The organism is Micromonospora sp. IBHARD003, from assembly GCF_056106285.1.
On record NZ_JBWBBX010000001.1, the window covers coordinates 1,014,106 to 1,026,943 of the forward strand.

At 69.1% G+C, this 12,838-nt stretch carries 10 protein-coding genes; 8 read left to right on the forward strand and 2 right to left on the reverse strand.

What is annotated here, in order from left to right; all coding sequences use genetic code 11:
- Nucleotides 1–465: 465 nt before the first annotated feature.
- From ACTWOL_RS04340 to ACTWOL_RS04350, 3 genes are all read left to right on the forward strand, one after another.
- On the forward strand, nucleotides 466–798 hold the full coding sequence (locus ACTWOL_RS04340) for a hypothetical protein (protein ID WP_474294485.1): 333 nt from the start codon (nucleotides 466–468) through the stop codon (nucleotides 796–798).
- A gap of 490 nt (nucleotides 799–1,288) precedes the next feature.
- Nucleotides 1,289–1,636 (forward strand): helix-turn-helix transcriptional regulator, encoded by a 348-nt coding sequence (locus ACTWOL_RS04345; protein WP_474294487.1) that lies wholly within the window; start codon nucleotides 1,289–1,291, stop codon nucleotides 1,634–1,636.
- A gap of 2 nt (nucleotides 1,637–1,638) precedes the next feature.
- Nucleotides 1,639–2,916: a tyrosine-type recombinase/integrase gene (locus ACTWOL_RS04350; RefSeq protein WP_474294489.1), complete on the forward strand. Its 1,278-nt coding sequence runs from the start codon at nucleotides 1,639–1,641 to the stop codon at nucleotides 2,914–2,916.
- Nucleotides 2,917–2,986: 70 nt separating this feature from the next.
- On the opposite strand, the gene ACTWOL_RS04355 is transcribed toward ACTWOL_RS04350, so the two are convergent.
- Entirely contained in the window at nucleotides 2,987–3,952 is a 966-nt protein-coding gene (locus ACTWOL_RS04355) for a peptide-N4-asparagine amidase (protein WP_474294490.1), read from the reverse strand.
- 157 nt (nucleotides 3,953–4,109) lie between these two features.
- Here ACTWOL_RS04355 and ACTWOL_RS04360 point away from each other — a divergent pair, with 157 nt between their 5' ends.
- Entirely contained in the window at nucleotides 4,110–5,999 is a 1,890-nt protein-coding gene (locus tag ACTWOL_RS04360) for an ABC transporter transmembrane domain-containing protein (RefSeq protein ID WP_474294492.1), read from the forward strand.
- Nucleotides 5,996–7,777, forward strand: coding sequence for an ABC transporter ATP-binding protein (locus ACTWOL_RS04365; RefSeq protein ID WP_474294494.1), 1,782 nt, complete (start codon nucleotides 5,996–5,998; stop codon nucleotides 7,775–7,777). Before ACTWOL_RS04360 ends, ACTWOL_RS04365 begins: the two co-directional genes overlap by 4 nt.
- An 88-nt stretch (nucleotides 7,778–7,865) precedes the next feature.
- On the opposite strand, the gene ACTWOL_RS04370 is transcribed toward ACTWOL_RS04365, so the two are convergent.
- A complete protein-coding gene (locus tag ACTWOL_RS04370; RefSeq protein WP_474294496.1) occupies nucleotides 7,866–8,657 on the reverse strand; it encodes a metal-dependent hydrolase in 792 nt (263 codons plus the stop codon).
- A 122-nt stretch (nucleotides 8,658–8,779) separates the two neighbouring features.
- Between ACTWOL_RS04370 and ACTWOL_RS04375 the strand changes: the two genes are divergently transcribed.
- The 3 genes from ACTWOL_RS04375 to ACTWOL_RS04385 are packed head-to-tail and all read left to right on the forward strand — an operon-like array spanning nucleotide 8,780 to nucleotide 12,742.
- Nucleotides 8,780–11,293: a DEAD/DEAH box helicase gene (locus tag ACTWOL_RS04375; protein WP_474294498.1), complete on the forward strand. Its 2,514-nt coding sequence runs from the start codon at nucleotides 8,780–8,782 to the stop codon at nucleotides 11,291–11,293.
- 30 nt (nucleotides 11,294–11,323) lie between these two features.
- Nucleotides 11,324–12,223, forward strand: coding sequence for an acyl-CoA thioesterase (locus tag ACTWOL_RS04380; protein WP_474294500.1), 900 nt, complete (start codon nucleotides 11,324–11,326; stop codon nucleotides 12,221–12,223).
- A 33-nt stretch (nucleotides 12,224–12,256) separates the two neighbouring features.
- A complete protein-coding gene (locus ACTWOL_RS04385) occupies nucleotides 12,257–12,742 on the forward strand; it encodes a glutathione peroxidase (protein ID WP_474294502.1) in 486 nt (161 codons plus the stop codon).
- Nucleotides 12,743–12,838 lie beyond the last annotated feature (96 nt).

The window sequence follows — 12,838 nt, forward strand, 5'->3', positions numbered from 1 at the left end:
CAGTTCCTGACCAACGCGCGCAGGATGCGATCACACAGGACCCAAAGGTCTGCTCCACGGTGCGGCGTGCCCACCAGCGTGCGACCGAGGCTCACATGAATAGCCATCTACAGACGTTCAGGAGCTAAGGGATTCGATAAGAGGGAGATAGCGATTGAGTAGCGACTCACCTCAAGGGTTGGAAGACCTGATTGACGAGTCAATGCGCGAGTAGATAGGCTTTCAGGGTGAGCTTTGATAGGCAAACTGGAGCGGCCACCCATGAGGACTTGACACACACCAGGAACCGACTCGACATCATCGCTGCAGCACAGCGTCGGCAGTGCCGCTGCTCGAGGTGCACTCCGCGCTGACACGCAAAGACCAGCCGTCTACAAGTTCGCACCAGTTCCTGCGCTCGCTTCAAGTGCGAGTGCCTACCAGCTGACGAAGCACCCAACCAGCCCGAGACGGAAGAGAGGTGCCATGACTGGTCCGGAGGCAAACCACACCGGTGCCGAGCGCAAGGCCGTAATCGAGGCAGCCATTCAGGCCCTTGAGCAGGGCGAGGTGATGCTCGCCCCGCGGGAAGCGGCTGGCGCCATCGGCTGCGGCGAGAGGTGGCTTCGAGATGGGGCTAAGGGCCCGCAGAAGAACAAATTGATGATTCTGCGACTTGACATCGCAGGTCAGCTCGACGCGCGCCTGCATGTTGATTCTCTGCGGGCCCTAACCATCGCGGCTTCCCTCACCACCGCTTCGGCAAATTCCTGCGGTTCAGCCTCCAGGAAGCCGCGAAATCCGGGAGATTCACCGTGAGATGGCCCGGCCGTCGGCACTGGCCAAGGCCCGCCGCCGCAAAGCCACTACACGTAAGTCCACTGGCAGCGGCCTGGCTACACGCTGCCTGAAGCCCGTCGCATGAGGCGACCCCTCAGGGTACGCCGCGACCCCCAGCATCACCCCAACTTGCTTCTTCCGGACGACGGAGCGCATAGGTCGGCTGGCTCCGCCAGTGACGATGCCGTTCACGGTCATGCGGCCTGCAGAGCTCTACGCTCTGCGCCCCGCGTTCTGCCACCCGAACTGGTCAGTTTCAAACTCCGTTCTTGAGCGGTGGAAAGAAGCCCTGGAGCGCTACGGGCCAACGGCATTGACCGCGTTGCGTGCCCAGTGGCAGTTCCAACGCGAGTCCGGCAAGGGACCGGTGAAGGTCTCACCCACCTGAGCTTTGGAAGCGACGAACAAATCACCCAAACCAAATAACACGGCTTGAAACCCACTCTATTGCTCCGTCAAGGGGACATCTATGTACGCGTCGATATCCACCCCGGGACCTGACCATGGCCGAAAGAATCGGTATCCCGTCCGCGCAGGTGATCGACTTAGCATCCCGATCGTCCCCGACACGTGGCTGACCGCCAAGGACGTCGCCGAGCTTCTCGGAGTCTCCCAGAAGACGCTCCAGAAGTGGCGCACCGCCCGGAAGGGGCCGCGGTTCCACCGCCTTGGCGCCGTCGGTGGACGTGTCCGCTATGCCGCAGCCGACGTCTCCGCCTTCCAGGAGGGGACGCAGGTGACTGTCGCGACCGCGGGCAGCGGGAGAAATGAGAGTCCGTCCGCCGGACGTTTGAAGCGTCCGCGACCAAAAGGATGAGCATGGCCAAGGCATGGGTCGAAGACCTCTGGCACAAGAGGAACGGCAAGCCGACAGAGTACTGCCGCCGACACAAAGGGGCCAAGCGCTACCGCAGTGCGGCCCACGGAGCCGGCGCGCAATGGCAGGTTCGCGGCTACGACGACCAGGGCGACGCACTGCCCAAGGAGAACTGGGAGTCGTACGACGAGGCGGAGAACCGAGCCCGGGAACTGACTACGGATGTCATCTCAGGCAGGCTCCAGCAGCAGCAGCGAGGTGAGATCACCCTGACGGCATACTATGAGACCGTATGGTGGCTGAATGCGGAGATCCTGCCCGGTACCCGGGAGCGCACCGAACAGCGTGTGAAGTCCTGCATCTTGCCCTACCTCGGGGAGAAGCGGCTGCTCGACATCGGCACGGAAGAACTAAACGCCTGGAAGCTCGCTCTGCGCAAGCAGGTCGCGGCGGGGACAGTCCGCACGGCGTGGCAGAACCTTTCGAAGATCCTCCAGGCCGCGTACGAGGCAAACCGCATCCCCCTCAATCCCTGCCGGGGGCTGGATTCTGCTCGACCGCCGAAAAGGCCACCAACGAACAAGGAGGCATGGGGCCCGTCGGTGTTCCGGGATGTGCGTGTGGCCCTCCACGCGCGGTACCGCGCCCTCGCTGATCTCGGCGTCGCCGCTGGCCTGCGCCCCGGCGAGGCGTTCGCGTGGAGCCCCGACGATCTGCGGGACGGCTGGCTGTATGTCGACAGGCAGCTCCAGAGCATCGGGGCGCGGCACTGGTTCAAGCTGCCGAAGAGGGACAAGACCCGCCGTCTCCCCGTGCCGACGGAGTTGGCGGAGGCCCTGCTCGCTCACATGGAGGCATTCCCATCCGTAGAGGTGACTCTGCCCTGGGTCGACGCGAGCGACCCCACCATGGCATGGGAGCAGAGACCGCGGGTGACGGTCCGGTTGCTCACCACTACGGCGTACGGCAACCCGATCACCAGCAACATCTTCCGGACCGACAACTGGAATCCGGCTCTGGAGGAAGCCGGGCTAGTGGATCGGCTATACCGGGCCGACGGGACGCCTCGGGATGCCTGGAAAGGCACGGAGCCGTTCACATTCCACGCTTTGCGGCACACCTACGCCTCGGTGCAGCTCGGCGCAGGCGAGACGCCGGTGACGGTGGCGGAGTACATGGGCGACACCGTCGAGACCGTGCTGGAGACCTACGCGCACTTCATCCCCGACGCCGGCGGCCGGGGACTGGAGGCCATGGGCAACTTCATGACGGCGACATGATCATGTCTCAACTGACCGCGGAAGATGTGGTGGTGGCTCCGGATGTGCCAGGCTATCGGGCAATGACGACTCAGCTGATCGGCTTCGGCCCTGCAAGTATCACTTCGGCGGGCACCCGGTGCGCCCATGTGCCCGACCGGTGCCCGACTGCGCGTGCTGCGAGCCTTTCACCTGAGGGAACGTTCTTCCACAACCCCTTCCAGAGGAAGGGGTTGGACCAGCCGCCGGTCCATACCGTCGGGAACGGCGCGGCGATTCCCGCGAGTCGCCCGTCGACCCTGATCCGCACCTCACGGTATGGCCCTTCGCCCGCCTTGCAGGAGTACGGGGCGGGGTCGGGCACGGTCAGATACCAGTACTCCTCGCAGCCGCCGCCCGAGCCGGTCGCGTACACCTCCGCGAGGACCCTTTCGGAGTTGCGCGGGGTGACGAGGGGCACCGTCGTATCGAGTGGGAGTACCCGGTCGGGGACGTCGGCGGACCGGCCGGCGGTGTGCTCGGCGGGGTAGAAGGCGAGCGTCACCCTGACGTCGATGACGCCGGTGTAGGTGTCGTTCACGACATTGCCGATCAGCATCTCCACGGGCTGGGGCCGGCTCAGGGTGTCGCGGTAGCGGGTGACGTCCTTCTCCACGGACCAGGTGATGCCGTCGGGCGAGGGCTGTGGCGTGGACGTGCGCAGGACCTCGACGCCGCCGATCGAGAGATGCCCCAGACGGTCGTACTGGCGGCCCTTGACCTTGCCGTCGAGGCGCAGCACCACCTTGTTCCATCCGCTGCCACAGCCCTTGGGCGGCGTGTAGACCCCCTTGTACGGCGTGAAGTCACGGAATTGGGCCTCGGCGACGGTGACGTCGCAGGGCCTCGTGGTGGGGCGGCCGACCACCGGGGCGGCGGTGGCGGGGTCGTGCCAGTCGCTGCCGAACTCGGCGGGCGGCTCCCCCGGCGTGCCCGCCGCGGCGGCCGCCGGCCAGCAGAGGGATCCGGCCGCCAGTACCAGCCCGGCGAGCAGGGTTGTGAACCGTCGTTGTCTCATGCGCCGGGAGTGAAGCGCGGGGGCAGGACGCCCGCCAGAGGGGCCGTCCGATCATGGCGGGTTCTCTGCCACGGGGCCGGAAAATCGGTTGCCGCACGCGACTGCGCAGAGCGAACCTTGCACGTCCGAGGCGGTTTCCCGAACGATCTGGGATGTCATGCAGATTCGCGATCTTCCGTATGCCGATCCCGGCACACCGGACGTCCGCTCCGGTCTCAGGTTCCTCGTCTGGCTCGGGCGGAGGCAGCTCGGCGGCCAACTCGTGGCGCTGGCCTGGGGCCTGGTGCACTTCGTCTCCGTGATGGCCCTGCCGTACGGTGTCGGCTTCGCCGTTCAGGCCGTCGTGGAGCGCTCCGGCACCCGGCTCGCCCTGGCGGGCGGGCTGATCGCCGCCGCCGCGGTGACCATCGCCCTGGGCGACACGATGCTGCACCGGGCCGCCGTCACCAACTGGATCACCGCGGCGGCCCGCACACAGCAGCTGCTCGCCCGCCGGGCATCGGCGCTCGGCTCAGCCCTCACCAAACGCGTCGCCGCGGGCGAGGTCGTCGCGGTCTCCACCGGAGACGTGGAGAAGATCGGCTGGTTCGTGGAGGCGGTCTCGCGGTTCCTCGCCTCGGCGCTGACGATCGTCGTGGTGGTCGTCGGGCTGCTGGTCTACCAGCCCGCGCTCGGCGCGCTCGTTGCGGTCGGCGTGCCGGTGCTGGCGCTTGGCGTGCTCCCGCTGCTACCGCGTGCCACCCGCCTCGCCGACGTCCAGCGCGAGAAGGCGGGCAGGGCGACCGAGCTCGCGTCCGACACGGTCGCCGGTCTGCGCGTGCTGCGCGGCATCGGCGGCGAGGAGCTGTTCCTCACGCGCTACCGCCGTGCCTCTCAGGAGGTACGCCGGGCGGCCGTGCGCAGCGCCAGGATGTGGTCGCTGATCAGCGCGCTGCAGGTGCTGCTGCCGGGACTGCTGCTGATCTGGGTCGTCTGGTACGGCATCGGGCAGGTGTCCGCGGGCCGCATCGAGGTCGGTGAACTGGTCACCGTCTACAGCGCGGTGATGCTGCTGGCCTATCCGCTCCGTCACTTCGAGGAGATCGCGATGGCGTACTCCTTCTCGCAGCCGTCCGCCCGCCGCGCCGCGAAGGTGCTGTCACTCGACCGCGTATCGGACGGGATGTCGCCGGAGCCGGACCACCCCTCCGAGGCCTTGCTGCAGGCGTCGGACGTGCTGCCGACGGGTGATCTCTACGACCCGGCCAGTGGACTGCTCGCCCCTGCCGGGGAGCTGACGGCCGTCGTGTGCGGCGACCCGGACGCGGCGGGACGGCTGGCCGAGCGGCTGGGCGGGCATCCCGCCGAGCCGGACGACCTCCCGTCCGTGCTGCTCGGCGGGGTGGCCCTCGACGAACTCCCGCGCGAGTCGGCCCGCGCCGCCGTGCTCGTCCAGGACAAGGATCCGGTGCTGCTGTCGGGGACCCTGACGGAACTGCTCGATGTGCCGGCCTCGGGTGAGGTGTCCGCGACCGCCGCGCTGACGGCCGCCGAATGCGGGGACGTCCTGGACGCCCTGGCACAGGCCTCGCTGGACGGGGATCCGATGGCCGCGCCCATCACGGAGCGGGCCCGCTCCCTCTCGGGCGGGCAGCGGCAGCGTCTCGCCCTGGCCCGGTCGCTGATCGCGGACCCCGGGGTGCTGGTGCTGGACGAGCCCACATCGGCCGTCGACTCCCACACGGAGGCCAGGATCGCCAAGGGCGTGCGGGCCCTTCGGGAGGGCCGCACGACGGTGGTCCTCACCTCGTCACCGCTGCTGCTCGACCGGGCCGACCGGGTCGTCCTGATCGCCGCGGGCCAGGTCGCGGCCGTCGGCGTCCACCGCGAGCTGCTGTTGAAGGAGCCGCGTTACCGCGAAGTGGTGACCCGGGAGCCCGAAGGTTCGGGGGAAGCGGAGGAGAGGCGGGACGCCCGGGACAGCGCCGTGCCGGTGCCCGGGCCCTTCACCGAGCATCTGACCGACCGGCTCACGGAGGCTGCGGTCGACATCGAGGAGACGGCATGATCGCAGTGGCGCCGCCGGCGTACGACCCCGCCGCACCACGCACGGCCACCACCCTGCCCGTGGGCACGCCCGCCACGGTCCGTGCCTATGCCCGTGAGCTGCTGCGGCGGCACCGGCGGGCGTTCGTGCTGCTCGTCGCGGTCAACACGGTCGCCGTCGTGGCCTCGATGACCGGACCGTGGCTGCTCGGCTCGCTCGTGGAGCGGGCGGCCGAAGGGGCGCGCGAGATCCATCTGGAGCGCACGGTCGCCCTGTTCGCCGTCGCGCTCGTCGTACAGGCCGCCTTCGTACGGCTGGTGCGGCTGCGCGGAGCGGTGCTCGGTGAGCGCATGCTCGCGGATCTGCGCGAGGACTTCCTCGTACGGTCGGTGGCACTGCCGCCGGGCGTACTGGAACGGGCCGGTACGGGCGATCTGCTGTCGCGTATCACCACCGACATCGACCGGCTGGCGAACGCGATGCGCGAGGCCGTGCCGCAGCTGACGATCGGCGTGCTCTGGATCGTGCTGCTGCTCGGCGGGCTCGCGGTGACCGCGCCGCCCCTCGCGCCGGCGGTGCTGGTGGCCGTGCCGGTGCTGGTGCTCGGCTGCCGCTGGTACTTCAAGCGGGCGCCGTCCGCGTACCGTTCGGAGGCCGCCGGGTACGCGGCGGTGGCGGCGGTGCTCGCCGAAACCGTCGACGCGGGGCGGACGGTGGAAGCCCACCGCCTGGGTCGGGCCCGCGTGGCCCTCTCGGAGCAGCGGATCGGGGAGTGGACGGCCTGGGAGCGGTACACCCTGTGGCTGCGGTCCGTGCTCTTCCCCGTCATCAACGCCACGCACACGACCGTGCTCGCCTCGGTACTGATGATCGGCGGAGTGTTCGTGCTGCAGGGGTGGATCGGCATCGGCCAGCTCACCACGGGCGCGCTGATCGCGCAGATGATGGTCGATCCGGTGAACCTGATCCTGCGCTGGTACGACGAGTTGCAGGTGGCCCAGGTATCACTGGGCCGGCTGGTGGGCGTACGGGAGATCGAGCCGGACGCCGGTGATGTACGGGTGCGGCCCCAGGGTCGTGCCGTGCGCGCGGACGAGGTGCGCTTCGGCTACCGCGAGGGCGTCGACGTGCTCCACGAGGTCTCGATGCAGGTGCCCCCGGGCACCCGGCTGGCACTGGTCGGACCCTCCGGCGCGGGCAAGTCGACGCTGGGCCGGCTGCTCGCGGGGATCTACGCTCCGCGGGCCGGCCGGGTCACCCTCGGCGCCGCCGAACTCTCCCGGATGCCCGCGGAGCGGGTGCGTGAGCACGTGGCGCTGGTGAACCAGGAGCACCATGTGTTCGTCGGTTCGCTGCGGGACAACCTGCGGCTGGCACGTGCGGGGGCGGACGACGCCGAACTGTGGGCGGCCCTCGGTGCGGTGGACGCGGACGGCTGGGCCCGGGCTCTCGGCGACGGCCTCGATACCGAGGTCGGTTCGGGCGGCGTCTCGCTGACTCCGGCGCAGGCCCAGCAGATCGCTCTGGCCCGCCTCGTCCTCGCGGACCCGCACACCCTGGTCCTGGACGAGGCGACCTCGCTGCTGGACCCGCGCGCCGCCCGCCATCTGGAACGCTCGCTGGCCCGGGTCCTCGACGGCCGTACGGTCGTGGCGATCGCCCACCGGCTGCACACCGCGCACGATGCGGACGTGATCGCGGTGGTCGAGAACGGCCGGATCAGTGAACTGGGCAGCCACACCGAGCTGGTGGCCGCGGGCGGGGCGTATGCGGCGTTGTGGAGGTCGTGGCACGGCTAGGGCGCCCGGTGTCCGGTCGAGGCTTGCGCCCACGTCGGACGCCCGGCTAGGGCGCCCGGTGTGGGCGCCCGGCGTCCGGCAGGCCGCGTCAGATGAAGTTCAGCGCCGCCGCTCCGCCCACTCCCCCGAGCAACATGAACACCGGCATCAGCACCTTCAGCTCCACCCAGCTGCCGGCCCGGAAGCGTATGCCCTTCGGCGGGCCGATCGGGTACCAGCGCTTGTTGCCGATCGGGATCGGCCACAGGATCGGGCAGCCCGAGACGGTGATGGCATCGCCGATGTCGTGCACCAGGGCGCCGAGGATCACCGGCAGGCCGAGCCAGAGGTACTCCTGGCCGGGGCCGGTGAACAGCCAGTCCGCCCCACTGCCCGGTTTGTCCAGGACACCGGCCAGGATCCAGGCGCTGGTCGCGCCGAGGAGCCATACCAGCACATCGCTGGACACCCGGGCGGCCCGCCACAGCAGGCCCTCCACCGCGAGCACCAGGTGCACGAAGAGGATCGCGAGGACCGCCCAGCGGCCACCGATCATGGCCAGCGCCGAGGTCCCGCCGCCGATCAGCACGGCCCACAGCCAGGTGTGGGTGAGCGTGCGATGCCCGCCCGTCCTGCGCTTGTCACCGGGCTTCTTCGTCGCCTTGTAGACCGCGTACGAGAGCTTGTCGACGACCTCGCACAGGCCGCGCGAGACCGGCCCGAAGGCCCGGGATATCGTCGCGGCCTTGTGATCGAGGTCGGGCGCCAGGGCCGCGCCCGCGCAGATCAGTGCTCCGACCACGAGCACGGGCCACGGCATCGGACGGCCGGCGGCGGCCGTCGCCGCGCCCACCCCCAGCCAGGCTGCCGCCCCGGACAGGGAGTGCGCAGGTCCCATCATGCTCGTTCCCGACCCATCTTCTGTTGTCTCCGACGCCAGTTGACGGCACAGCGTAGCGGTAGCGATCTTCCGGTCGGCAGCCGGTTCCCTGTCGGAGCCGGAAGCCAGGCAAGATGGGGGGCGTGACCCTTATCGATCAGCTGCCGCCGGACGCCGACCCCGATGCCCTCTTCGAAGCCTTCTCGTCATGGGCCGAGGACCGGGGGATCTCGCTCTATCCGGCCCAGGAGGAGGCGCTGATCGAAGTGGTCTCCGGCGCGAACGTGATCCTCTCCACGCCGACCGGCTCCGGGAAGAGCCTGGTCGCCGCCGGGGCGCACTTCGCGGCGCTGGCACGGGACGAGGTCACTTTCTACACCGCGCCGATCAAGGCGCTGGTCTCGGAGAAGTTCTTCGATCTGTGCAAGCTCTTCGGCACGGAGAACGTCGGGATGCTCACCGGCGACGCCTCCGTGAACGCGGACGCGCCGGTGATCTGCTGCACCGCCGAGGTGCTGGCGTCCATCGCGCTGCGTGACGGCAAGGACGCGGACATCGGTCAGGTCGTGATGGACGAGTTCCACTTCTATGCGGAGCCGGACCGCGGCGGGGCCTGGCAGATCCCGCTGCTGGAGCTCCCCCAGGCACAGTTCGTGCTGATGTCGGCGACGCTCGGCGACGTCTCGATGTTCGAGAAGGACCTGACCCGTCGCACCGGGCGGGAGACGACCGTGGTGCGCTCGGCGACCCGGCCGGTACCGCTGTCGTACGAGTACCGCACGACGCCCATCACCGAGACGCTGACCGAGCTGCTGGAGACCAAGCAGGCGCCGGTCTACATCGTGCACTTCACCCAGGCCCAGGCGGTCGAGCGGGCGCAGTCGCTGATGAGCATCAACATGTGCACCCGCGAGGAGAAGGACCAGATCGCCGATCTGATCGGCAACTTCCGTTTCACCACCAAGTTCGGCCGCAATCTGTCCCGTTATGTACGCCATGGCATCGGCGTCCATCACGCGGGCATGCTCCCCAAGTACCGCCGCCTGGTGGAGAAGCTCGCACAGGCCGGTCTGCTGAAGGTCATCTGCGGTACGGACACCCTGGGCGTCGGCGTCAACGTGCCGATCCGCACCGTGCTGTTCACCGCGCTGACCAAGTACGACGGCAGCCGTGTGCGTACGCTGCGCTCCCGCGAGTTCCACCAGATCGCGGGCCGGGCGGGCCGGGCCGGATTCGACACCGCCGGCCTCGTCGTCGCCCAGGCGCCCGAGCACGTCGTCGAGAACGAGAAGGCCCTGGCCAAGGCCGGGGACGACCCGAAGAAGAAGCGCAAGGTCGTCCGTAAGAAGGCGCCCGAGGGCTTCGTCGGCTGGACCCAGAACTCGTTCGAGAAGCTCATCTCCTCCGACCCGGAGCCGCTGACCTCCCGCTTCAAGGTCACCCACGCCATGCTGCTGTCGGTGATCGCCCGCCCGGGCAATGCCTTCGAGGCGATGCGCAAGCTGCTGGAGGACAACCACGAACCGCGTAAGCAGCAGCTGCGGCACATCCGGCGGGCCATCGCGATCTACCGGTCGCTGCTCGACGGAGGGATCGTGGAGCGGCTCGAGACCCCGGACGCCCAGGGCAGGATCGTCCGGCTCACGGTCGACTTCCAGCAGGACTTCGCGCTCAACCAGGCGTTGTCGACGTTCGCGCTCGCGGCCTTCGACCTGCTGGACCCCGAGTCGCCGTCGTACGCGCTCGACATGGTCTCCGTCGTCGAGTCGACACTGGACGACCCGCGCCAGATCCTGGGCGCCCAGGAGAACAAGGCGCGGGGCGAGGCGGTCTCCGCGATGAAGGCGGACGGGGTCGAGTACGAGGAGCGGATGGAGCGGCTCCAGGAGATCTCCTACCCGAAGCCGCTCGAAGAGCTGCTCTGGCACGCGTACAACCTCTACCGGAAGTCCCACCCCTGGGTGGGTGACCACCCGGTGTCGCCGAAGTCGATCATCCGCGACATGTACGAACGGGCGCTGTCCTTCACGGAGTTCACGTCCCACTACGAGCTCGCACGTACCGAGGGCATCGTGCTGCGCTATCTGGCGAGCGCCTACAAGGCCCTCGACCACACCATCCCGGACGATCAGAAGACCGAGGACCTCGAGGATCTGATCGCCTGGCTGGGCGAGATGGTTCGCCAGGTGGATTCCAGCCTGCTCGACGAGTGGGAGCAGCTGGCGAACCCGGAGACCGAGACCGCGGAGGAGGCCCAGGAGAAGGCCGACCAGGTCAGGCCGGTGACCGCCAACGCCCGTGCCTTCCGGGTGCTGGTGCGCAACGCGATGTTCCGCCGGGTGGAGCTGGCCGCGCTCGACCATGTCGCCGAACTGGGCGAGATGGACGCCGAGTCGGGCTGGGGCGAGGACGCCTGGGGCGAGGCGATGGACGCGTACTGGGACGAGTACGAGGATCTGGGCACGGGCCCGGACGCGCGCGGCCCGAAGCTGCTGTCCATCGAGGAGGACCCGGAGCACGGCTTGTGGCGGGTCCGGCAGACGTTCGCCGACCCCAACGGCGACCATGACTGGGGTATCAGTGCGGAGGTCGATCTGGCGGCCTCGGACGAGGAGGGCCGGGCCGTGGTCCGGGTCACGTCCGTCGGCCAGCTGTGAGGGCCGGCCCGCCGTGAGAGTGGAGCTTTCATGAGCAATCCCGCCGGGGGCACTCCCGCCGAGCGTCTGGTCGACCTGCTCGACCTGGAGCAGATCGAGGTCAACATCTTCCGGGGGCTCAGCCCCCACGAGTCACTTCAGCGTGTCTTCGGCGGACAGGTCGCCGGACAGGCGCTGGTCGCCGCCGGCAGGACGACCGACGGCGTCCGCCCGGTCCATTCGCTGCACGCCTACTTCCTGCGGCCGGGCATCCCCGGGGTGCCGATCGTCTACCAGGTCGAACGGGTCAGGGACGGCCGGTCGTTCACCACGCGCCGGGTCACGGCCGTCCAGCAGGGCCGCACGATCTTCAATCTGACGGCTTCCTTCCACCAGCCGGAGGAGGCCGGATTCGAGCACCAGCTGCCGCCCCGTCTGGACTTCCCGGCCCCGGAGACCCTGCCGAGCGTCGCGGACGAGATCCGGGAGCACCTCGGGGCGCTTCCGGAGGCCCTGGAGCGGATGGCCCGCCGCCAGCCCTTCGACATCCGCTATGTCGACCGGCTCCGCTGGACCGCGGAGGAGGTCAAGGAGGCGGACCCGCGCAGCGCGGTGTGGATGCGGGCGCTCGGCCCGCTCGGCGACGATCCGCTCGTTCACACGTGTGCCCTGACGTACGCCTCCGACATGACCCTGCTGGACGCGGTCCGGATCCCGATCGAGCCGCTGTGGGGGCCACGGGGCTTCGACATGGCCTCGCTGGACCACGCGATGTGGTTCCACCGCCCCTTCCGTACGGACGAGTGGTTCCTGTACGACCAGGAATCCCCCATCGCGACCGGCGGGCGTGGGCTGGCCCGCGGGCGGATCTACGACCGTGAGGGGCGACTGCTGGTTTCCGTGGTGCAGGAGGGGCTCTTCCGTCCTGTGCGGCCCGCCGTGCGAGAGTGAGCGCAGAAGACCGTTACCGGAGGAGAAGCTGAGATGGCTCTGCACGACATCCCCCTGCGCACCCTGAGCGGTGAGCCCACCTCTCTGGCCGCGTACGCGGACAAGACCGTGCTGCTGGTCAACGTGGCGTCGAAGTGCGGCCTGACGCCGCAGTACGAGGGGCTCGAGCGGCTGCAGCAGCAGTACGGGGAGCGCGGCTTCACGGTGCTGGGCGTGCCGTGCAACCAGTTCCTGGGCCAGGAGCCGGGGACCGCGGAGGAGATCCAGTCGTTCTGCTCGACGACGTACGGGGTCTCTTTCCCGCTGCTGGAGAAGACGGATGTGAACGGCGACGGCCGCCACCCGCTGTACGCGGAGCTCACCGAGGTCGCCGACGCCGAGGGCGAGGCGGGCGACATCCAGTGGAACTTCGAGAAGTTCCTGATCTCTCCCAAGGGCGAGGTCACCCGTTTCCGGCCGCGCACGGAGCCCGAGGCGCCGGAGATCGTGGCCGCGATCGAGGCGCAGCTGGGCGCCTGACGACGACGCGGGAGGTGCGGGGTACGGGTTTTCCGTACCCCGCACCTTTCGTGTGCGGGACAGCCCCTTAGCCTCGCCGTTTCGGTTGGGGTGATG

Bases quoted from the DNA above. Each gene is read 5' to 3' on its own strand.
- ACTWOL_RS04340 (WP_474294485.1), top strand. From the start codon at position 466: ATGACTGGTCCGGAGGCAAACCACACCGGTGCCGAGCGCAAGGCCGTA.
- ACTWOL_RS04345 (WP_474294487.1), top strand. From the start codon at position 1,289: ATGTACGCGTCGATATCCACCCCGGGACCTGACCATGGCCGAAAGAAT.
- ACTWOL_RS04350 (WP_474294489.1), top strand. From the start codon at position 1,639: ATGGCCAAGGCATGGGTCGAAGACCTCTGGCACAAGAGGAACGGCAAG.
- ACTWOL_RS04355 (WP_474294490.1), bottom strand. From the start codon at position 3,952: ATGAGACAACGACGGTTCACAACCCTGCTCGCCGGGCTGGTACTGGCG.
- ACTWOL_RS04360 (WP_474294492.1), top strand. From the start codon at position 4,110: ATGCAGATTCGCGATCTTCCGTATGCCGATCCCGGCACACCGGACGTC.
- ACTWOL_RS04365 (WP_474294494.1), top strand. From the start codon at position 5,996: ATGATCGCAGTGGCGCCGCCGGCGTACGACCCCGCCGCACCACGCACG.
- ACTWOL_RS04370 (WP_474294496.1), bottom strand. From the start codon at position 8,657: ATGATGGGACCTGCGCACTCCCTGTCCGGGGCGGCAGCCTGGCTGGGG.
- ACTWOL_RS04380 (WP_474294500.1), top strand. From the start codon at position 11,324: ATGAGCAATCCCGCCGGGGGCACTCCCGCCGAGCGTCTGGTCGACCTG.
- ACTWOL_RS04385 (WP_474294502.1), top strand. From the start codon at position 12,257: ATGGCTCTGCACGACATCCCCCTGCGCACCCTGAGCGGTGAGCCCACC.